Origin of the sequence: Legionella quinlivanii, from assembly GCF_003265995.1 — a bacterium.
In the GTDB taxonomy this organism is placed as follows: domain Bacteria; phylum Pseudomonadota; class Gammaproteobacteria; order Legionellales; family Legionellaceae; genus Legionella_C; species Legionella_C quinlivanii_A.
On the sequence record NZ_MVJN01000004.1, the window covers coordinates 263,478 to 284,206 of the forward strand.

The window sequence follows — 20,729 nt, forward strand, 5'->3', positions numbered from 1 at the left end:
AATGAACAAATCCAAGCTAAAACAACGAGCTCGCAATTTACGTAAAAACAGCACCGATGCCGAGAGGCATCTTTGGTATTATCTCAGAGCTAACAGACTTGGATTTAAATTCAAGAGGCAAGCTCCAATAGGTACATACATCGTCGATTTTCTCTGCTTTGAAAGACGATTGATTATCGAACTTGATGGCGGCCAGCACATGGACAGTCAGATTTATGATATCAAGCGCACTGATTGGTTACGAGCACACGGATTTAGGGTATTTCGTTTTTGGAATAATGAGGTGTTTCAGCAAACAGAATCTGTTCTCGAAATCATAACATCTGCATTACTTTTCAGTACAACATCTCCACCGCAATCACAAAAAGAATAATCGCCCCAAGCACGTTAAAAACCGCCGATAATCGCTGTGGTGCTTTTTTGGCAATTCCCATCCCGATTATAGTCATAATGAAGGCCCAGGCGCAGATTGAAAGCAGATAAGGCCATAAAGCTTTTCCCGAGAGTCCTACACTGACGCCCACTGCAAGCGCATCGAGGCTGGTTGCAACGGCAACGATCAATAACTTAAAAAACCCATGAAACCTGACAGCGGCGACTGCTTCATTTCTATTTTTGTATTCAATAAATCCCTCATATAACATGTGCAGGGAAACGGCTGAAAGCAAGATAAATCCGATCCAGCGAGCCACAGGCCCCAGTACCAGAATAATTTGCTCACCGGCAATTGCGCCAATGAGAGCGGCAATTAACTCTGCACCCGCAGATAATGATGCAAAATTCATAGCATCTCGGGTCCGATGGGGCTTGAGGCCCATTGCGAGAGCTGCCGAAAATGAATCAATACTTAGTATCAAACCTAATAACAGAACTTCAACAATATTTATCATTAACTCCCACATCCTTTAACTGAAAATTGGGCCAAAGGCCCAACTTTATGTATTTACAGAATTTTCTTAATGACAGTGAGAGTTAAAGAGGAATTTGTTAAACCCTCTTCATTGCTTCAGTAGCCATATCAGATTTAATATCGTCTATCCGGCGGTGAGCGATAGTTTCATTGCCCAGCCCCTGTCTTGAGAAGCGAACTTTAACATCGTTCAGCCTGGAGCTGAAAAATACCCCCTGATAACCATCTGAAAAATGTTTGGGTAAGTTCATGTTAAATTCCAGACGAAGCTCTCTTAAAGCCTCAACAACTGTTTTCTTTGCAGCGGTCATCAGCCGGTTTTTCATTGCATCGTCAAATGCCGGGCTATACCAGTCCTTAGACTCTGGAGCATCAATTTTGATAAATGATTCCGGCTGTGCATGACCCAGTATTGAGGGAAGCCAGTTTTTATCCACAAACTGTTCTTTTGAACCAATTTTTTGCTGACAAAAATTACGCTGCAATACACTAACGCCCGTTCCATCATTCGCTTTTCTTTCCATGATAGTTAATTGTCTATCACGAACCACCAAGCCGTCAAACTCCTGGGTAAACCTGCCATCTGGAGAAGTTACCTCAAACGACTTATACAGAATTGCTGACAACTCAATCACATAGTCATAAATGCTTCGCGTTAGTAAATCATCCCGTTCTGGCGCGGCTTCCTGATCGTCAATCTCCTTTCCTTTATCACGGGGATCCAGAGCAGGCGTCGCTGGTGGCAAATGATTCATCATCGCATCAGTTATATTTTCAAGCGTTTCCTGCTCATCATATTCTTCAAATATAAACTTCACCGGACGTACATCTTCACCTTTAGGAGGCTCAAATTTCAAGGGTGAAAGCGTTTTAAAATTACCCAGATTATTAAGCCAGTGCTGCAAGCTCTCTAAATCTTCATCGCTCGCCTGAGCTTCTTCATGTAATTTGACATAAAAATCCTGATAAGCGCGGTAATCTATATCTTCAATTTCGCGCTCTACACTAAGCCTGCTTGAATCAATAAGCACTGATAGCTTGTTCATGTAGGAAACTAACTCAATCGCCAGCTCGTTTTGTTTGATTGATGCGTCAAGAAGTTCGTGTTTATACTCCTGCTCTTTTTCGGCCCGAGCTTTCTCAGACTGTTCTCTCTGCGCTTGCTCACGATTTTTAATTTCGAGACTAAGCGAACGGCGCATTTCTGAAAAACTCTGTGTTTTGGACTTCTCAATAATCAGGTTAAAGAAAAATGCGTAGTGATCGTCTGAAGCTATCTTTTTAAGTTCTGCACCAGCCCCTGCGCTCAGACTCACATAATCCTTCATTGCTTTATCATAAGCAGCGGTTATTTCCTCTCTGAGAGCTTTTTGGTTATTTGCTGGCAGATTTTTTTTGCTGGTTTCTAATTTCAGGCATTGATCTCCGTATTCCTTCACTGCTTCGGGAAGGGGCGGCAGTTGCAGAACAGGCTCGACTCGCTTACGAATTGAATCCAGCGCTCTCATGGCTAATTTCAACTCGGCGTCATTTTTCTTAAAATGGGCAGTTTCTACTTGCAGAGCAAGCTGATCTGATTCAGCCAGCCTTTTTATGCTGTTTTCAATAGAAGGAATTATTGCAGTCATCCTGTCTATCTTATGATTAATTACCAAAGACAAGGAAAATAGTAAATTTTGCTCGTCGGTTTTTGCTTCGCTGGTCAATAAACTGGCGTAAAGATTTTTTAATTCGTTGCGGATAATAGCCTGGCCTTGCGATTGCAGCGCATCAATATCAACCGCCAACTGCCGCTCAAGTTCCACACTTCCGTGCTGGGCAAGCACATCATTCCAGTCATTGTCTATTTGTACAGGTTCTTTGACGATAACGCGATAACCTGCCCCTTCAAATAGTTCCAGAGCTTTTTGAAAATCATTGCTTGCAGACGAACCAGGCTGGTCATGATCTTTGAGCAGGATAATAGTGGTATCTCTGGAATAATGCGTCCTGATATAGCTCAGTGTCGCAGGTAATTCGGTTACTCCAAGCGAGGCCAAAATACTGTATTGCTCACGAATAGCGGGAATTGCTGCAATACTGGCAGCCGTTTCAATTCCTTCGGCAATAAACACTGCATCCTGATTTTCAACCTCATTAATTACCGCTGCTTTACCTGGTAAAGCAGGCTTTACCGGACCCAAATACATTTTGCAGTAGTAGCTCTTATCCGCGTCAGCAGGCATCGCTTTGTTGCCTTCGGCATCGAGCTGAACAATCTGAAGACCAATGAGTTCATCTTTCAGGTTAAAGACGGGCGCAATAAGGTAATCATTAAAGCCGTATTGATCCAGCTTTGGGATTCCCAGTTTGCCTTGCACATACTTAAACTGTAAGCGGCTGGCAACACTAGCAGGAATTTTTCTGGTTGATACCAGATAGCTTTCAGCGGGTGTTCCTGTGATTGGCGTTCCTCGGTTCCATAAACTTTGGGCCAAACGAATACTTGCAAGGTTTCTTGATTCGTTATCAATATTGCTTACAGTGTTCTTAGATTTCATTTACCACTCCTCATCGTTCAATCAATAAAACAATTGTACTTATTTTGAGCAGTTGTGAGAATATACCAATCTGGAAAGAAGTTTTTTCGATCCTGGAATTGCATTTCACAGCAGTAAGCAATGAAAGGAACAGAACGAACAAATTTTATACAAATTTGTGATATAGTTAATTGTGAGTCTATCAATCGATAAAGGATTGCAAGCTGTGTCATCCGATAATCCCAGGAATTTATTTCGCAAAGAAGCCCTCACCCATCTCTCAGTTCCTGAGCAATTAAATCATGCAATTGTAATAACCGGCAGCAAATCCTGGATTTTATTAGGCAGTTTGAGCCTGCTTGCACTGGGTATTGCACTCTGGTCCATTTTTGGAACGATCAGCACCCGGGTTGAAGGCCAGGGCATTATCCTCCCTAATAACGAAGGACTTTACAATGCTGCCGCACCTGCCGGTGAAGCTTATGTCAGTGATTTACTGGTCAAACTGGGAGATTCAGTGACAAGCGGTCAGCTGCTGGCTACATTGAGTAATCCCGCTTTAAAAGAGCAAATTGCAACCCAGCAGCAAACACTCTCTCTTATCGAGCGAAAATATCAGAATCTGCTGAAAGAAGCGGAAACGGCTACCAAAAACCGGCACCAGCAGGTTATAAAACAGAATGACTATTTACAAAATGTCATTAAACAGCAGAGTGAAAATCTGATTTATGCCCAGGAATTATTGGAAATTCGCAAAGCCGCGTTCAAAAAAGGCCTGATCACCAAGCAGGAAGTGGTTGCCAGCTGGCAGCAGTTTTATGATACAAAGAAAAATATCGAAACGACTAAAAAAGAGTTATTACAAAATGATATGAACGAGAAAGCCTATCTCGAAGAATGGCAGGAAAAAATCCGTGCACTGGATTTAAAAATCAAGGACAAAAAGCAGGAACTCGATGTATTGAAATCTCAATATGAAACAGGCCTGCACGTATACAGTCCAACGAAGGGAACAGTGACTAATATCCAGGTGCAGCTTGGCGATATGGTCAAAGACGGCATGCCGGTTATGAGTATCGCACCTTCGCCAGACCAGCTTGAGGTCATTGCCTATGTTCCTGCGGATCAGGGTAAAAAAATTTCAACCGGAATGAAGGCGTTGATTACCCCGACGGTGATTAAAAAAGAAGAATACGGCAGTATACTCGGTAAAGTGCAGTATGTGTCACCCTATCCCAGTAATTCAGACAGCATGAAGGCTGTTCTGAAAAACACTGAACTGGTACAGCATCTCACTGAAAAAAACCTTCCCATTGAAATCAGAATTTTATTGGAAAAAGACCCTGAGACGCTTAGCGGTTTTCAATGGACCTCTGCCTCAGGCCCTCCTCAGCTCATCACCGCCGGAACAATGGTAGAAATCAATATTATTGTTCGCAAGCAAGCGCCGGTGACTTTGTTTCTGCCTGCTTTGAAACAATTAATCGGAAGTGATTAGAATGAAGCGCGCAAAAACCCCTACCATATTGCAAATGGAAGCCACCGAATGCGGAGCAGCGGCTTTAGCCATTATACTTGCCTATTATGGGCGGCATATTCCTCTTGAAAAAATGCGTGTCGACTGTGGCGTATCACGCGACGGTTGCAATGCAAGTATGATGCTAGCCGCAGCCCGCCAGCATGGCTTAACTGCTCAGGCGGCTAAAGTAGATTCTATTGCCAGCCTGCATGAACTTAAAGCTCCTGTTATTTTATTCTGGGAATTTAATCACTTCGTAGTTCTTGAAGGAATTTCCAAAGAAAAGATTTATATTAACGATCCCGCCTGCGGCCCAAGAACTGTCAGCTATCAGCAATTTGATCACGCCTTTACCGGCGTACTTTTATTGTTATCGCCAGGCACTGACTTCCTGGCTCATGGCAGACCCGCCTCCCTTTATTCTTCTTTAAGAAATCGTCTGCAAGGTCTGGAGAAAGAATTGTTTTTTGTGTTCATTGCCAGTCTTGCTTTAGTTGTGCCTAACCTGATGATCACGGCATTAGCCAAGATTTTTATCGATAATATTCTGGTCGAAAAATTAAACTTCTGGATACTGCCTTTTTTTAGCATTTTTCTGGTTATGATTGTATCCATCGTTTTATTAAGCAGCCTGCAAAATTATTTCCTGTTGCTGATAAAACTAAAATTAACGCTGATTAGTACGATTGGTTTTCTATGGCGGATTATGTATCTTCCCATTCAGTTTTTTCAACAGCGTTTTGCCGGGGATATTACAGAGCGGGTTTCTGCCAATGATCGAATAGCCAATCTCTTATCCAGTGAAGTAATGGCTTCTCTGGTCAGTCTGGTAACTATTGTTTTGTATGCTGCGGTCATGTGTATTCTAAGCTGGTCACTGGCTCTGTTCGCTTTTACCGCTATGGGTTTCAGCCTTCTTGTCTATCGTCATGTACGCCGCCAATTCGCAGATGTCAGCCGTAATTTTTTACAAAAAAATGGAAAGTTGCTTGGTTTGCAGATGCAGGGGCTTGGTTTAATAGAGGATTTAAAAGCCAATGGCCGGGAGAATGATTTTTTTCAGCGCTGGGCGTCGGCACATGCGGAAATTATTTCATTACAGCAAAAACAGGCTATTTACAATCAAATATTAACTGTTATTCCGGCCTGTACCCAGTTAGTCGCTTATTCGATTATTACCGGATTGGGCAGTTGGCAGATTATTAATGGGCAATTAACCATCGGCAGTCTGATAGCCTTTCAGATGCTCTGGTATCAGTTTTTCGCACCACTGCAAACCCTGCTTGGCTTAGGGGGAGAGTTACAAAAAATCAGGGGCGATTTGGCGCGTCTGGATGACATTCAGAATCACGATCTCGATCCGCGTTTTAATATAATCTCTGGCGAGCACTGCCCGGAAGCGTCCATTCGATTGGATTCGGTATGTTTTGCTTATACTGCGAACAAATCCATGTTAAAGGAGTTGAATCTTTTTATTCCTGCCGGGGAGATGATTGCGATACTAGGTAAATCTGGCGAAGGAAAATCCACCATCGCCCGCTTAATCACCGGTTTATATCAGCCTGCAAGCGGTAGCATTCATATTGGCGGCATTGCCTTATCGCAGATAAGCCCGGAAATCTCCGCCCGCTTAATCGCTTATGTCGAGCAGGATGTTTTCCTTTTCCCGGGAACAATCAGAGAAAATATTTCGTTCTGGAACCCGGCGATTAGTGACCTGGCCATCGAAAAAGCGCTTCATGACGCCTGTATTTATGAGGAAATTATGCAACGCGGCGGTCTGGATTATGTGGTTTCGGAAAATGGCGTGAATTTTAGCGGTGGTCAGCGGCATCGAATTGAAATTGCAAGGGCACTGGCCCAGAACAGTAAAATTCTTATTCTGGACGAGGCAACGTCCAATCTTGAGGCGGAAACTGAAAAACGTATTCTTAAGAATATTCACGAAAAAGGCTTAACTACTTTAATTATTACTCATCGGGAAAGTGCTCTTGAATATTGCAGGCAAATTTACAAACTTGAACAAGGCTCATTGATTCCTATTGATAAAGAGTTGATATGACTGATCATAATAGACTGGATATTTCAGAAATTCTGGTGTTGCTGGAAAACAAAGAAGCCGAAACCGCTCAGCATGATTTTTTGACTGTTTGCGCCATCGTAGCCAACAGTGCCAACATAAAACTTAAGTTTCCGGCACAGACTGGCGATGAAAGCAAAACCAGGTTTGATTTACTGTCTGAAATAGCCAATCTTTCACAATTTCGTTTTCGTGAAATTCAGTTACCTGAAGAATGGTGGAAATATGATAATGGTCCATTGCTGGCGTTTACAGTGGAAGGAAATGCCTGTGCACTAATACCCACAGGCAAGGGTTATCAATTGCATATTCCGGGGCAGGAGGCTTTAGCGATTGAGGAAAAAAATGCAGCGATGGTATTGAATCAGGCCTTCTATTTTTATAAGCCACTGGCGGGCGGCAAGATAGGCGTGAAAGACGTGCTTCAGTATATCTATCAGCAAAGCGGTTCCGATCTCAAACGCTTGCTGCTGGTACAGATTGTATTAGCCGCCCTCGCCTTGATTATTCCGCTGGGTACGGGCTATTTATTTTCTGTAGCGATTCCTTTTGCCGATACCTCGGCTGTAACCCAGGTGATTATCGCTTTTATAATAAATGCCTTTATAACTGCCAGTTTACAACTCGTAGAAATAATCAGTTTATTTCGCATTAAATTAAAAGCCAATGCTAATATACAGGCAGCTATCTGGGATCGCGTCCTTCGATTTCCGGCGAATTTTTTTAGCCGCTTTCAGATTGGTGATTTAAGCAATCGTATCTCGTCCATCGATATCATCCAGCAGGAATTAACTCTTAGCCTGCTTGTCTCGCTTTCAAATACTTTGGTTTTCGTTTTTAGTTTGATTCTTCTATGTTACCTCCTGCCAGTTTTCAGCCTTTTGCTTATTCTTTTTCTGGTGATAGCAAGCTCTGTTTCCTTCTTTATCACCCTGAAACAACTGCGTTTTCTGCGTGGTTATTTTCATGTCAGCGGTGAAAATCAATCTTTATTGTTACAGATTTTTACAAGCATCAATAAGATACGAGGCGCCCATCGTGAAGAGTTAATTCTCAATCTTTGGCTGCGTAAATTCATTGAAAAAATGACCCTTTTTTTTAAAAGCAGTAAATTGACTGTAATTGATAAAATTATTAATCTGGCTTTCAGTTTATTCAGTACTTTTTTTCTTTATCTTTTTGTGGTGAACATGGACAGTTCACTAAATTTAGGCCTTTTTATTTTATATAACGCGGCATTCTCACAACTGTTCCTTGCATTCATCGGCCTCTGGAATAGTATTAATCAAATGGTGAGGATCATTCCTGTATTTGAACGAACCAAGCCTGTCTTTCAGACTGAAACCGAGAATTATCGAAAAGAAAATTGTAAGCTCAATCTTAAAGGTTCTCTTGAATTACGTGATATTCAATTTAAATACAGTAAAAATGAGGGCGCTATATGTGACGACTTGTCCTTTAAAATGGAGCAAGGTGAATACGTCGGCATTCTGGGAAAATCAGGCGTCGGCAAGTCAACCCTGCTGCGTTTGCTTCTTGGATTTGAAAAACCTCAAAAAGGACAGGTTTTGTTTGATGATATGGAGTTATGCCGTTTGAATTTACAGCATTTACGCAGCCAGCTTGGTGTGATATTACAAACCAGTGCCTTAATGCCTGGCAGTATTCTCAGCAATATTATCGGCATTAATTCAAGCCTGACAGAAGAAGATGCCTGGCGAGCAGCTCAGCTGGCAAATATTGCCAGCGATATAGAAAAAATGCCAATGGGGATGCGAACCGTAATTACCGATCGCAGCGGTGCTGTATCCCTGGGCCAACGGCAGCGTATTTTAATTGCCCGCGCTTTAGCCAAAAAACCACGGGTTTTGATTTTGGATGAGGCAATGAGCGGCATGGATGATGAGACATTAAGCCTGCTCAAACACTGTGTTGAATCCCTGAGCATAAGCCGTTTGGTAATAACCCATCGCCCCGAATTTTTAAGCGGAGCCGATACAATTTATATTTTTGAGAAAGGACAACTTTATAATGCAGGAAGATTTGAGGAATTATGCAGTTCGCAGGCGTTTAACAAATTCAGGGTGTTAAAGGCCAGTTAGGCAGGACTGGCTTTCAAGCTGAATTAGGGATTGACACCGACAGGGGTAAGATTAATACCCGGAATATTATTGCCTGGAATTTGCTGAATTACTTTTGCAAAAACTGTGGCTGTCTGAACAGACGCGGTGACGTTATGTGTGTTTCCATTGTTCTCTAGCTGCCAAATAATACCAGGACTTGGGGCTCCGCCACAAATAACTTCAACATCCTTGTCTTCCAAGAGAGAAATACTCATTGCACGATCTCCAAAAAGACAATTTGCTTTTAAAGTATAGATAGGAAATATAAAATCACCGCGTGCTGTAACACTTGGTTACAAAAATTTACAAATATTACGTAGTGAAGACGATTTTTTTTACACCCTCTTCTAGGGATTAATAGTATTACATTCCGGCGCAGGAAGGTTCAGCAATTCCGCTAATTCCTGTTGTCTCAAACGAAATAAATTCTCCAGGGTATCGCGGTCTTTTTTTGCATTACAAGCCTGAGTCCAGGGCATAAACAAAGCGCCGACAGCACTCTCGCCGCGAACAATACTTAAATCCTGGCCAAGGAAGGCAAATAATCGGCTTATATTAATATCCCCTTCTTCCTCAAAATAACTGAGATATTGCAAAGGGGGCCTTGTGCTTGTCTTTATCCCTGAATCTGGGACTTGTCCCCAAAGAGGATCCTGGCGAAATATTTCTAATAAAAGATGCCGCGGCGCGTTTCTTTGTTTCAGACCCACCTCATTAAACGATTGCGTTAAGCGATCCTCTTGTATCTGCCCTGTTTCGGAATGATTATTATGTATTTCTTCACAAATGAGCAAATACTGATCATAAGCATTCAGGAGCGGTCCTATGTCATATAATTCGGTTTGCTCTTCTTTTTGCCGTTTAAACAATTCCAGACGCCTGGGATCCTCTTTTATCAGCTCATAAAACATCGACCACATATGGCTGTCATAATTTTTAAACGCCAGTTTTAATGGACTGATATACTCAGGACACACCTCTTGATAAATTGCTTTGTATTTCTCACCAGTTATCGGAAGAATTAGCTGATTCTCAGGGTCATAAATCACATGCTTAAACATCAACTCCGGATTGACTTTAATTATCTTCTCAACACCGTCGTAATCCGATTCGGCAATCAGTTCGATCAGCCGATAACTGTCTGTTGCCTTATATTGTCTCTCAAAGCATTTAAATTGTTCAGTCAAATCGGGTTCTACTACTTGCTTAAATAGCGCTAGCATACGTTGATTATTGGTTTCCAGAGCATATCGGAGAGGACTGGTATACAGAACGCAATGCTCTTTTTGAGAAAGGGTAAACCGGTAATTAACAGAACGAAATATCGCAGAAGGACAGGAGTGAACAATTTTATCAGCGCGAACATAATCACCAAGCTCAAAACAATGAAGCAGTTCATAAACATGGCCAACAGAGTTTTCACCCTGACTATGCGCTCTGAAGAACCCAAACCATTGACAACTTCTGCTTAAACTATGCGCCGCATCCCAATCCAGAGGTGTATTGATTAAAAACGACTCCAGAGGCAGCTGCAGTAATGGAGAAATAGCTTCATCCGCCACTTCTGTTTGTTTTTCAATCAAATCATTCATAATTCAGTGCTGAATAGCTTGCCGAATCTAAGTTAGACTCAATTGTATATTAAACTGTCATCCTCGTGAAAGCAGGCGTTGCTGCGCAATAGAATCAATCACCTAGCCTGTCGTCTTTGCGAACGAAGTGAAGCAATCCAGATCGGAACTTTAACAAACCCAGGATCTGGATTGCTTCACTTCGTTCGCAAAGACGTTTTTTTGTTCACCTATCTTATTTACGCAGCTACACCTCAGGAATGACAAAAGTTTCCAGAAAGAATTATGGTCAATTTAAACTATGGAATCGATAACATCCGCAAAATATGACGGTGCTTCTGTCCTCGCATACCAGGCAAGGACGAGTTTATTCTCATAATACTGACCTGAGTTCAGAGCGATTAATTGTTCTTTCTCCAGAAAAGGCTGACAAAGTTCAGCTGATAAAACGCCATAACCATAGCCCTCAGTAAATAAACAGAGCAATGATTCATTAATATTCACAAAATGGCGTTCTGATTGTGTGTATTCAAGCAGATTATAGTGTTTCAGATAATTGAGCGTCATAGGATCTGACTCATCAAAATCGATAATTCGCTCTGTTTTCAGAATATCTTTCAGATCACGTCCAGCCCAGGCCGAAGTTGCCACCAGGACATAACGCTCTGGCTGAATTGCTTTTACTTGCATTTCTTTAAAAAGATGCTGTGGTTCAATAATTACAAAATGACTACTGCCCGTTTGCAGCGAGGCAATTCTCTGCTCAGAATCATTAATATGGAAGGTAATAAGTAAGTGAGGATACTTTTTTAATAAAGGCCGACAGGCAGGAATTATCCGTGAGGACATGATACTGGTGGGGCCGCTGATGCACAATCGAACAGTCGACTCCACTCCCGCCCCATGAATATTCGATAAAGCAATGCCTTCGAGTTCGGACGAAGCCTGACAATAACGGAGCAAAGCCTCACCTTCCGAGGTCAGCAAGACGCCATGATGGCTGCGTATAAACAGGGTCGTCCGTAATCTGGTTTCCAAAGCGCGTATACGTTGAGTAACCGCCGTCTGGCTTAAGTGCACCGCCTTGGCTGCTGCATGCATACTTTTATGCTGGGCGACAGCAAGGAATACCTGTAGTTGAGGATCCAGTAACTTCATTTATACTTTTCTCTTAATTAACCTCTTTAAGCTTGCTTATTGTCGCTTGTCTATTCCGAATAAAATTCATCCCTCTTGTATTCGGTAGAATATGTTTCCCGATTTCTACCAAATAAAACTGCTCCAGGCCAGGAATAATATACTTCACACAATGAAATCCGCTATCAAGTTCAGCAAGATTAGTCTTATAAATAGAAAAATTCTGCTTGCGAATACTTTGAATAATGGTCTCTAATTGCTGGTTTAGCGAAGAAGCTCCCTTATAATCAGGAAGCGAATCAAAATGCTTTATTTGAAATTGAGCTGACAGACTGGCAATATCCGCCTTCGCACATTGGGCCAATAATGGTTTTTCTGCGAGATTATCCAGGGTTTTCTGCTGATTTTCCAGCAAGTGATCATTAAATAAATGCAAAGGCTGTAAAGATTCCAACAACGCACGCTCCAGAGCATAGTCCTTATAAAGCGAAGTACCACAACCAATGGGTTGAATAGGCATCGATTGTTTAGTCAGGCTGACCAGAACGCTTGGGATACCTAGGTCGCTGGTAATGTCCACGAGAAGAAGTTCCTCGTTATATTCCTGCTCAATCTGATTGATCATTTCTTTTAAATACTCAGGCACTGAGTTTTTGTCGATGATCGAGACAGGCCCTTGCAATAGAAACGCCTGGATGAGGAACAAAGAGTAAGCGTCACGCTCTATCGCTTCATTCAGGGCATGAATACTGGCCTCCTCCTCATTGGTTCCCGAAGCGATGCCCGAATCACAGGCTTGCCAGGAATAAGGTTCGTAATTAAATGTATCCTTGGCAGCCGGGCTTTTGGCATAGCGCGGATCGATTAAATACAAGGGGTAATACAGTATTTCACCAGTTGAAATTTCCTCAAATCTGGCAAAGGGCATCTCTGCTGTTTCCTGATATATCGGAGGAGATAACAGTTGATGCGTTTTCAAGGGATCTGCAATCAGAGGATCACTTAAGGAAAAATAGTTATTCTGATGTTTTTGACAAAAATCGAACACCGCATAATGTTCAAGTGCCTCAAAACAGGCGCTTACCATCGATTGAATCCCGATTCCTTTACCGCAACCATAAAAGATGGAATGGGATTGATCATCAATTAATTTGCAATGAGAGGTTTTAATCTCAGCCCCATATTGCTGGAAATCCACTCGTAAATTCAATAGATTAAGCGTTGACTTTGCTTTTTCCAAAGCCATTCTGGATGGCATTTGCCTTTCATAATTCATTTAAAATACTCCTTGCCCGCTCCTTAATCGCCACACATTTTGCATCGCGTATCAGACTGAAATTTTCAAGCTCGGGAATTAAGGTATAAGTAATTGCCACACCGGTGGATGACTGGTAAAGATCAGCGATATAAATATTCGCCTGACAGGCCTCCAGACGTTCGACCATCAATTGAATTTGCTGACTCAAGTTGTTCGGCAAGCAATAGGAAGGAACCTCATCCCAATCCATCTCTACACTGATTTTATTATCCACCAGCACTTGCAGATCGCCGATCATCGCCTTTAACAGCAAAGGACTATTCTCAAAAAATCTGGCATTTTGCTCACGATAAGCCCTGGCATTGTCATTAAATCGCTCTTTATACTGTACTGATTCATACAGGGCTTGTTTCAATGCCGCCTCTTTGGAAAGTGAAGCGCCAAACCCCTGTGGTTGCAGCAGCATTGTCTGCCGGGTAAAACTGACAACGAAGGCTGGAATAGAATTATCGCTTGTGATATCCATCACCAATATATTCTCATCATAATGCTGCTCAATAGCCGCTATGATTTCGGTGATGGATGGAGGCAAGGTATTCTTTCGGATCACCCTTGCTGGAACTGGATTGTGATGAAGCACTGTTTTTAACAGAAACAAAGAATAGGCATCCCGCTCTACCCATTGATTAATACCGTGAATGATTGCCTCTTCGCGGGTCGCACCAATAGCAAGCCCGATATCATTACTAAGTGAAGCGATGTGCTCATCAATAAAAGTATAAATTAAAGCCAATGGGTAATACAGTCTGCTTTTGTTGCTGAGATGGTGTAATTTAACCCAGGGATAAGGTTTTGTCTGGTAGCTTTCTTCCAGTAAAAGTTTGGGCATTAGTTGATGCTTAGTCAGAAAACTTGTGGATGGCGACTTTGCGGTGGAAAATAAATACTGATTGAGTAGATTATTTTTATACAGACTAATGCCAATTGATTTTTCTAATGATTCAAACAAGGCTTTTACTTTAGCCTGTGGCTCACTGCCGCTTGCTCCGCCCAGAGAGGATAGTTTCAACTGATTGTTATTGGCAGCACAAAGATAAGTGCTTAAATGAATCCCCTCATGTTTCAAATTGCCTATACATTGAAAAGCCGGCGTAATCTCATTTTTCTCGGCTTCATCAAGGCCAATTAATAACGCCTCATCGAGGTTGTAAGCACGCTGTTCAACCTGTAAATTATTCATAATAACTTCCTTATTCCCCGTGAGCCTGGCTTACGGGCGTACTCCCATTAAACTAAAAATTAGCAGGTTGGGCCCTTGCCCATAGCCGTCAGGCTAAGAATATCTGATCCCCTCTCCACCGCGCAGCAGTTGTATATAAACTGTCCTCCCCGCGAAGGCGGGGAGCCATCTCTGAGTTCACTATAATGCTAACTGAGGAATAGATTCCCGCCTTTCGCGGGAATGACAGAAGTCCTTAACTTAATGGCAGCGGCTTACAGGCCCACCCGGGATATACAATTTACAGTGTTTCATCAGCCGTATCAGGATTTAACAATTCCTCGAGCTCTTTATACTTTTCCATATCAAACTCGCCGTAACCAGGACCCGCAAACTTTGTCCGTCCATAGTCTTTATCCAGGGTTTTATAAACGGTGATCGTTTCTAAATTACTATTGTTTTCAAATGCGTCCATTATATTTTCCTTATTGTTTTTTTATGTCGCCAGAGAATAATAAGCAAATCAGAGCGCTTACTAATAATGAAAAGAATCAATTACGTGATAAGAAATTTTGATTAGTCAATCACCGAATTCCGAGCAAAGTAAATCTATTCGCGAGAGTCTTCATCAAACTGGGTCATGCCATGCCCTGTCATCTCGAACATGGTAAATCCTATTATATGGATAAATGGTGGCAGGAAACAAAAGCTCCGTTTTAGGAACCTGGCGGATTAGCTTTCTCCTTCCCGCTGCAGTCCGATAGATTTTGCAGCCGATTTCGTCAGACAGCCGCAGTATATGCCGTCAAACAATCGCCTGCTTCGTTATTGAAAGACGCGCCTCTGGAATCCCAGAATCCATAATAACTGCCGTTAATCCAATGCGTTACAAGATTTTTTATCCCCACTGTCAATATTGAAAATAAAACATTTAAAAATCGTATACCGGCCCCATCCCTGTGCTCAGCAATTGTATTCTGCCGGTTTTCTTCATTATAGCGTTCGGCAAATTGATTAATACGGCTATTGTTATCAATACCAGGACCATTGCTGTGCAAAGATTCATACAACTCATAAACTGCTTTGTATTTATTAATCAGCTTATTCTCCGAACATCGGTTTTGCGCAACTAAAGTAGCGGGTAATGGATAATCAATAAACAGTCCATTAACATTCATCTTCTTTAAAAGATGCTGCATGTATTTTTCGCATGCTTTGTTCAGTTTCGTAAGCATCGCAACTGATTCAGCGGTACTGTGCTCGGGAGTCATCGACGATAGGGAAAAACCTGGAGCCGTTACTTTTTTAGCCTGCTCAAAAACGTATTTTCCTTTTTGGGGGTGGAGAGGCTGGGTGATAGATTTTTCGACTCTATGACGCAAATCCTGTTCCATTCTATGCGCTATCCAATTGGTTGCAGGATTGAAAATTTTGAATTCTTTATTACTTCCCACATGATATTCAAGTAACATATTCAGAATATCCATCCCCCAAGAGTGCATGCAGGCATCTTCCGGATTACTAATCACATCAGAGAGCCGCACATTTCTATGAGGGAAAGGAGTATAATAACCCCGCTCAATCATTGACTTATAATCAAACTGCTCCCTTGGATTGCCAACTGTGGGTATCCATTTAGCTGGAAAATATAAGAAATTTCCATCGCGATTGCGCATTTTATAAAGTGTTCTGTTAGTAATGAATAAAGAATAAAGCGCATCTCGTTCTTCAACTGGAAGATCAGCCACCTCCTGGTAAAACTCTGCAAGCCTCGGGCTATGATTGGCTTGAATTATATTTAATAAAGTACCTTTTCCAGCCTTCTCATCCTGAATATTTAACACCTCTTCTACATAAGTTTTTAACAACTGTATCAAGTGAGGATATTGGTCCAAAATATAGGCATTATAATGAACGGCATTTTCTTCAAAATGTATCGCTGCCTTAAACTCGGGAATCTGATTCAGAATATCCTGTCTTGTCATGGGATCGGTCAAACGGCAATAGTGGCCTGATTTGAGCTGTTCCTGAAGATCGGAGAAAAGATAAACCCTTTTACCTCCATCAGTATCAGTAATTAAAACCAACTCGTCTTCGCCAAACTCATGTAAACTTTTGAAGTCTGTAAAACTGATACAATCCGCATTCCGGATCTCATTCTCTTCAAATAGTCTGCCATAGCGATCTTTCATTAACTTACTCTGTCCATATAGATTAAAATATGGTCATTATAACATTTATGCGAGCAAAAAGACACAAACCGCTTATTCCTGCGAATGTTTAATGTTGAAATCGAATTAAGTCTTGTTGTATTCCTCAGCCCACTGCCTCAGCTCTTTGCGATTAATTTTGCCTGTAACCCCATAGGGCAACTGATTCAAAATCTGAACATGGTCAACCTGTTTTTCTTTGGGTAGGCCTTGATTGGCAAAATCAAGTAATGAGTCGGCAGCATGCTCAGAAACTCCGGCTTTCAACAATACAAAAACAATAATTTTGTCGTTTTCGACTCCTTTCAGAGCAACTGCAGCCGCTTCTTTAATCTCAGGATTCTGATAAAACACATTTTCAATCTCCAGAGGAGATATCAGCAAGCTCCCGCGTTTAATAATGTCTGCTTTTCGGCTAACAAACCAATAGCAACCATCGGCGTCGTGATAAGCCAAATCGCCGGTGTGAAACCATCCCTGCTTAATCATTTGCTGAGTAAGTGCTTCATTGTGCCAGTAGCCGGCGGTCATACTGGCAGTCTTAACAATAATCTCTCCTATGCTATGGGGTTCAACCACAGTAAGCCCTTTTTCATCAATCAGCCGCATTTCAACATTCACAATCGGCAAACCAATTGAGCCGAGTTTTTTCTTCCCATACGGTGGATTCATACAATAAATCTGTAGTTCAGACATGCCGCAACCTTCGGTAAGTTCAATATTAAAAATGTCTTTAAATCGTTTCTGTAAGGCAGGGGCTATCGCCTCTCCTCCTGAAAAGCAAAAATTTAAAGCATTATTCGCAACATAGTCCTTATCAGCCTGAGCCAGCAATTCCAGATACAGCTTTGGAAATCCATACACTTTAGTAATTCTGTTTTCTATAATACTTTTCAACGCCCGCAGTGGTTCAAAGGCTGACAGCAATACTATAGTCGCTCCCACTTTATGAAATGGAAGAATCTGCGAGCCTAGTCCAATCAGATAACATAAGGGAAACATGACCAGAGTACTATCATCGGCATTAATCTGAATCTGTTCAATCTGATTGTTCGTGCCCTGCATCAACCCTCGATGTGTGTGCAATACTGCTTTGGGTAAGCCAGTGGTGCCAGACGTGTAATATATCAAGGCCGCATCGTCTTGCAAGGGCTCAGGAAACTCAATGGATGGTGATTTAATAAGGAGATTTTTGAAGTCCTTCGTTTCTGGATAATCACTTGCACCCCGAATTAGATAACAGCGCTCAATACCTTCAAGCGCATCCTTATTATTTATCAGTCGTTGATAAAATTCTGCGTTCGTGATTAAGACCCGCGCCTTGCAGAAATTTAATACATTATTAATCATCGCATCATCGAAATTAATATTTACAGGCAGTGCGATGGCGCCCATCGTAAAACAGGCATAATAACTCAATACGATTTCCAGGCAATTGGGTAGTAAAAAGGCGATACAATCCCCTTTCTTTATATTTTCTGCCAGAAATGAGCTAGCCAGCCGATTTGATAATAGATGTAATTCAGAATAAGTAACTTGTTGCTGTTCAGTGATTAATGCGATCTTGTCAGGAAATTTGGCTGCCGATTGATTTAAGAGAGTGACTAGCATACATGCCCCAGATAGCAAGTTCCTTTTGTATTACAAGTATAGAGCACATTGGTATACGCATGACCCAATTAACTGCATCTGCGTAACCCAAGTGCCATTTTCGCGAAGACGGAAAGCCAGCTCATCATTCATTCAATATAGCCACAGCCCTGGTCCAGCCTGCGGAAGCATTTTTGATTTTCACTGGAAAACAGGCAATTAGAAAACCATAATCCGGTAAAACCTCCAGATTATGTAATTTTTCCAAATGACAATAACTGATTTCCCGGCTTGCTTTATGTCCTTCCCAAATTAAAGAGGCATCCTGAGTTGCTAAATACTTTTCGCGCGTATGAACGAAAGGCGCATCCCAACTCCATCCATCGGTGCCGGTAATTTTTACACCCTGATTAAGTAAATAAAGCGTGGCTTCCCGCCCCATTCCGCAGCCAGAACTGACATAATCGTCATAACCATAACGGCAGCCGGCAGAAGTATTAATTACCACAATGTCATAGGGTTTAAGTTCATACTCAATACGACGAAGTTCATCCCGCACATCGTTCGCACTCACCACATACCCATTTGGAAAATGTCGGAAATCAAGCCTGACACCGGGTTTAAAACACCATTCCAAAGGCACCTCGTCAATAGTGATTGCCCGTTTATCCTTATCCATCAGTGTTGAGAAGTGATAGGGTGCATCCAAATGAGTGCCATTATGGGTGATAAGATTAACCCGCTCATAAGCCCAGGCTTCCCCTTGCGGTAAATCAGCTCCGCTAAGTCCCGGGAAAAAATGAGTCAACTCGCCTACTGTTTGCTGATGATCCAGGTACTGAACCTTTGGTTCAAATCCCGGTGGATCGGATTTCACATCATTCTCAATGGGAATGGATAAATCGATAATTCGCGTTGTCATTTGAATCCTCATAAAATGCTAAAATCAGAGGGGCCCCCGCTTTCAATAAGGGCTGGATACGCCAGTAAAATCTATCATTAAATCCGCTGTTTTTTCAATCGGAAGCGAAGCAATGAGCAGCTAGGCACTAATAAAAATCATGATCATTAGCTTGATCACCACTGCTTGACCAACACAGAGGCAGTTATAAGCGGCAACTGCCATTTTTTCTTTCCAGGTCTGCGCAGTAACAATACTCCTGCCCAGATTGAAACAGAAAACAGCCCAGCGGCTCAAATTAGATAAATGCTTAATATGCATCAAAGAAAAAGCTATAATTAAAACTAATATTTATTTGAGAATATTATGCCCTTATTGTCGATAAAAGTTCCAGCATATGTCATGGGAAACATCTCTCCGGATGTGCACGCTCAGGTAAAACTGATGCAGGGATATACTGAGAAAAATTTGCATATATCGATCGCCTGCATCGATTATAATCCTGCGAATGAGGCATTAATTACAGAATTTATCAGCAAAACCGAAGCTGTTTTGCAAAATGCGATTCCTGATAGAATAACGCTTCAGGCGCCGGCATTGTTTAATAATTTTTATTTTGGATACCCACTTAGGCAGGCCAGTAATGAGGCCCTGGAGGCCATTTACATTCATCTTAAAGACATAGTCGCTGAATTAAGCCAAAAGTATGGTAATAACGAAATCCGGATGATTGACTGGAAACCCTATCAAGCCCATTTAACGATTTTTGGCCAATTGACCGAGAAAATCGCATTGACTTCGGCAGATCGGGTCCTGGCTGAACCTTTTATTCCTGGCGCTATCGTGCTGCGAAACAATGAAACCGTGCTTCATCAATTTAAAGCGGGAATGAACAGCGAAGCCTTAAAGAAAACTGCAGATGAAATTTTGCAGGCATCAAAAGCTGATTTTTCAGCCTTTGAAGTAAACCAGGGAAATATTGATTTTCTGAGCCTGCGCAAGCAGTTTGATCGTGCCGAATACTACTATAAGAATCTGGACCTGCCTAATGAACGCCTGGAGTGCTTAATAAAAGGCGGACAATTAAATGAACTTTATTGGCAAAGAACATTTAACAGTAAAGGATTTCATTCTCAAGATCCTCAACGCTTTAATTATCGGATCCGACGCGTCAGTTTTGCACTGGAAATTGTTCGCACCCTCTCTGCGCTGGATGTGAATGATCTGACTATAAACTCAATTTCAGCGCCCGTTCTGAAAGAAGCTCAGTCCTATCTGGAAACAACCCGCAGGTTTTTAAATTCAGTCAGGAAAGATTCTAATTACCAGCAGGAACTGAAAAACAATGATCTGGATGCTGCTCAGGAGTTAATCGAAGCGACTTTATTTAAATTAAGAGGTGAAGATCCCTCTGCTAGTAGATGCCTGATCATGTGATCAGGCAAAAAGTATTTTGCCCGGCACACAGCCAATCCAATTAATTATCAGATAGATAGAACAAAAAATAGATTTGAAAATAACACCGCCTAAATGTCAAGACTGTTTCTTCAGGAAAAAAGAAGGTAAAATGCGTTTTCTGCAAAAAATATCCATGATAAAGTATGTGGATAAGTTTAATTTCCTATCTTGGTTCAAGCTCTTCAATAATTGCTTACTCTCATCTTAACACCTTGTATTTAAAGGCGTTTCGGA

The 20,729-nt window shown here is 41.8% G+C and carries 16 protein-coding genes; 5 read left to right on the plus strand and 11 right to left on the minus strand.

The annotated features are described in order from the left end of the window. Nucleotide 1 precedes the first annotated feature (1 nt). On the plus strand, nucleotides 2–373 hold the full coding sequence (locus B1207_RS06565) for an endonuclease domain-containing protein (RefSeq protein WP_112219198.1): 372 nt from the start codon (nucleotides 2–4) through the stop codon (nucleotides 371–373). Here B1207_RS06565 and B1207_RS06570 read toward each other — a convergent pair. Continuing rightward, nucleotides 336–890, minus strand: a complete 555-nt coding sequence (locus B1207_RS06570; RefSeq protein WP_253255798.1) for a manganese efflux pump MntP — start codon at nucleotides 888–890, stop codon at nucleotides 336–338. The two genes, B1207_RS06565 and B1207_RS06570, sit on opposite strands and share 38 nt — an antisense overlap. 97 nt (nucleotides 891–987) lie before the next feature. Next, the gene (locus tag B1207_RS06575; RefSeq protein WP_112219199.1) at nucleotides 988–3,450 is read right to left on the minus strand and encodes a toprim domain-containing protein; all 2,463 of its coding nucleotides are present in this window, start codon (nucleotides 3,448–3,450) and stop codon (nucleotides 988–990) included. Between the two features lie 205 nt (nucleotides 3,451–3,655). On the opposite strand from B1207_RS06575, the gene B1207_RS06580 reads away from it, so the two are divergent. Genes B1207_RS06580 through B1207_RS06590 form a run of 3 tightly spaced genes read left to right on the plus strand, consistent with a single transcriptional unit; the run spans nucleotide 3,656 to nucleotide 9,130 of the window. After that, nucleotides 3,656–4,927, plus strand: coding sequence for an NHLP bacteriocin system secretion protein (locus B1207_RS06580; RefSeq protein ID WP_172458170.1), 1,272 nt, complete (start codon nucleotides 3,656–3,658; stop codon nucleotides 4,925–4,927). Nucleotide 4,928: 1 nt separating this feature from the next. Next, complete coding sequence (locus B1207_RS06585; protein WP_112219201.1) at nucleotides 4,929–7,010, plus strand: cysteine peptidase family C39 domain-containing protein; 2,082 nt, start codon at nucleotides 4,929–4,931, stop codon at nucleotides 7,008–7,010. After that, nucleotides 7,007–9,130, plus strand: a complete 2,124-nt coding sequence (locus B1207_RS06590; protein WP_112219202.1) for an ATP-binding cassette domain-containing protein — start codon at nucleotides 7,007–7,009, stop codon at nucleotides 9,128–9,130. The genes B1207_RS06585 and B1207_RS06590 overlap by 4 nt, the downstream gene beginning before the upstream one ends. Before the next feature lie 23 nt (nucleotides 9,131–9,153). Here B1207_RS06590 and B1207_RS06595 read toward each other — a convergent pair whose 3' ends face one another. From B1207_RS06595 to B1207_RS06630, 9 genes are all read right to left on the minus strand, one after another. Continuing rightward, a complete protein-coding gene (locus B1207_RS06595; RefSeq protein ID WP_112219203.1) occupies nucleotides 9,154–9,366 on the minus strand; it encodes a hypothetical protein in 213 nt (70 codons plus the stop codon). Nucleotides 9,367–9,498: 132 nt separating this feature from the next. Then, nucleotides 9,499–10,743 carry a hypothetical protein gene (locus B1207_RS06600; RefSeq protein WP_112219204.1) on the minus strand — a complete coding sequence of 415 codons (1,245 nt, stop codon included), beginning with the start codon at nucleotides 10,741–10,743 and terminating at the stop codon, nucleotides 9,499–9,501. Nucleotides 10,744–11,016: 273 nt separating this feature from the next. Then, nucleotides 11,017–11,880, minus strand: coding sequence for a LysR family transcriptional regulator (locus B1207_RS06605; protein WP_112219205.1), 864 nt, complete (start codon nucleotides 11,878–11,880; stop codon nucleotides 11,017–11,019). Nucleotides 11,881–11,893: 13 nt separating this feature from the next. Beyond that, nucleotides 11,894–13,135 carry a YcaO-like family protein gene (locus B1207_RS06610; protein WP_112219206.1) on the minus strand — a complete coding sequence of 414 codons (1,242 nt, stop codon included), beginning with the start codon at nucleotides 13,133–13,135 and terminating at the stop codon, nucleotides 11,894–11,896. Further along, nucleotides 13,125–14,357 (minus strand): YcaO-like family protein, encoded by a 1,233-nt coding sequence (locus B1207_RS06615; RefSeq protein WP_112219207.1) that lies wholly within the window; start codon nucleotides 14,355–14,357, stop codon nucleotides 13,125–13,127. Before B1207_RS06615 ends, B1207_RS06610 begins: the two co-directional genes overlap by 11 nt. Nucleotides 14,358–14,637: 280 nt before the next feature. Then, nucleotides 14,638–14,811, minus strand: a complete 174-nt coding sequence (locus B1207_RS15950; RefSeq protein ID WP_172458172.1) for a hypothetical protein — start codon at nucleotides 14,809–14,811, stop codon at nucleotides 14,638–14,640. Between the two features lie 307 nt (nucleotides 14,812–15,118). Next, nucleotides 15,119–16,528 carry a hypothetical protein gene (locus B1207_RS06620; RefSeq protein ID WP_112219208.1) on the minus strand — a complete coding sequence of 470 codons (1,410 nt, stop codon included), beginning with the start codon at nucleotides 16,526–16,528 and terminating at the stop codon, nucleotides 15,119–15,121. Between the two features lie 105 nt (nucleotides 16,529–16,633). Then, entirely contained in the window at nucleotides 16,634–18,157 is a 1,524-nt protein-coding gene (locus B1207_RS06625) for a class I adenylate-forming enzyme family protein (RefSeq protein WP_112219209.1), read from the minus strand. Between the two features lie 124 nt (nucleotides 18,158–18,281). Continuing rightward, nucleotides 18,282–19,058, minus strand: coding sequence for a cyclase family protein (locus B1207_RS06630; protein WP_112219210.1), 777 nt, complete (start codon nucleotides 19,056–19,058; stop codon nucleotides 18,282–18,284). Nucleotides 19,059–19,403: 345 nt separating this feature from the next. Between B1207_RS06630 and B1207_RS06640 the strand changes: the two genes are divergently transcribed. Further along, nucleotides 19,404–20,474: a hypothetical protein gene (locus B1207_RS06640; protein WP_172458173.1), complete on the plus strand. Its 1,071-nt coding sequence runs from the start codon at nucleotides 19,404–19,406 to the stop codon at nucleotides 20,472–20,474. The last annotated feature ends 255 nt before the right edge of the window (nucleotides 20,475–20,729 follow it).

Excerpts from the sequence above, each read along its gene's own strand:
- B1207_RS06630 (WP_112219210.1), bottom strand. The coding sequence starts at position 19,058 with ATGACAACGCGAATTATCGATTTATCCATTCCCATTGAGAATGATGTG.
- B1207_RS06590 (WP_112219202.1), top strand. The coding sequence starts at position 7,007 with ATGACTGATCATAATAGACTGGATATTTCAGAAATTCTGGTGTTGCTG.
- B1207_RS06625 (WP_112219209.1), bottom strand. The coding sequence starts at position 18,157 with ATGCTAGTCACTCTCTTAAATCAATCGGCAGCCAAATTTCCTGACAAG.
- B1207_RS06565 (WP_112219198.1), top strand. The coding sequence starts at position 2 with ATGAACAAATCCAAGCTAAAACAACGAGCTCGCAATTTACGTAAAAAC.
- B1207_RS15950 (WP_172458172.1), bottom strand. The coding sequence starts at position 14,811 with ATGGACGCATTTGAAAACAATAGTAATTTAGAAACGATCACCGTTTAT.
- B1207_RS06640 (WP_172458173.1), top strand. The coding sequence starts at position 19,404 with ATGCCCTTATTGTCGATAAAAGTTCCAGCATATGTCATGGGAAACATC.
- B1207_RS06615 (WP_112219207.1), bottom strand. The coding sequence starts at position 14,357 with ATGAATAATTTACAGGTTGAACAGCGTGCTTACAACCTCGATGAGGCG.
- B1207_RS06585 (WP_112219201.1), top strand. The coding sequence starts at position 4,929 with ATGAAGCGCGCAAAAACCCCTACCATATTGCAAATGGAAGCCACCGAA.
- B1207_RS06570 (WP_253255798.1), bottom strand. The coding sequence starts at position 890 with ATGATAAATATTGTTGAAGTTCTGTTATTAGGTTTGATACTAAGTATT.
- B1207_RS06605 (WP_112219205.1), bottom strand. The coding sequence starts at position 11,880 with ATGAAGTTACTGGATCCTCAACTACAGGTATTCCTTGCTGTCGCCCAG.
- B1207_RS06595 (WP_112219203.1), bottom strand. The coding sequence starts at position 9,366 with ATGAGTATTTCTCTCTTGGAAGACAAGGATGTTGAAGTTATTTGTGGC.
- B1207_RS06600 (WP_112219204.1), bottom strand. The coding sequence starts at position 10,743 with ATGAATGATTTGATTGAAAAACAAACAGAAGTGGCGGATGAAGCTATT.
- B1207_RS06620 (WP_112219208.1), bottom strand. The coding sequence starts at position 16,528 with ATGAAAGATCGCTATGGCAGACTATTTGAAGAGAATGAGATCCGGAAT.
- B1207_RS06575 (WP_112219199.1), bottom strand. The coding sequence starts at position 3,450 with ATGAAATCTAAGAACACTGTAAGCAATATTGATAACGAATCAAGAAAC.
- B1207_RS06610 (WP_112219206.1), bottom strand. The coding sequence starts at position 13,135 with ATGAATTATGAAAGGCAAATGCCATCCAGAATGGCTTTGGAAAAAGCA.